Annotated in this window: 1 protein-coding gene; it reads left to right on the top strand. The window is 53.2% G+C overall.

The window, feature by feature from the left end:
• Window positions 1–86: 86 nt before the first annotated feature.
• A partial coding sequence (locus KDM89_RS21940; protein ID WP_212689866.1) for a carbohydrate porin occupies window positions 87–284 on the top strand: 198 nt, incomplete at its 3' end.

Genomic DNA, 284 nt, shown 5'->3' with positions numbered 1-284 from the left:
ATGAGTCCTCTCTACCCCTACATTCCACATGCTGGCTTTTGTTGTCGCACCCCATAAAACACTTAGATCAAAAAGACGGAGACAACATGAAATACAGCAAACTGCGCGGTATGTCCGCGTTGGTCGCGCTCGCCCTGAGCGCAGGTATGGCACAGGCCAGCGAAGCAGAAGGTGAATTCCACGGTTATTTGCGTGCCGGCGTCGGCAGCAGTTCAGAAAAAGGCCCGCAAAGTTGCTTCGACCTCGGCGGCAATACCATGAAGTATCGCCTTGGCAATGAATGC

The organism is Cognatundibacterium luofuense (assembly GCF_018139685.1).
GTDB classification, from domain to species: Bacteria; Pseudomonadota; Gammaproteobacteria; order Burkholderiales; family Burkholderiaceae_D; genus Undibacterium; species Undibacterium luofuense.
This window is presented reverse-complemented; position numbering and strand designations above follow the sequence as displayed.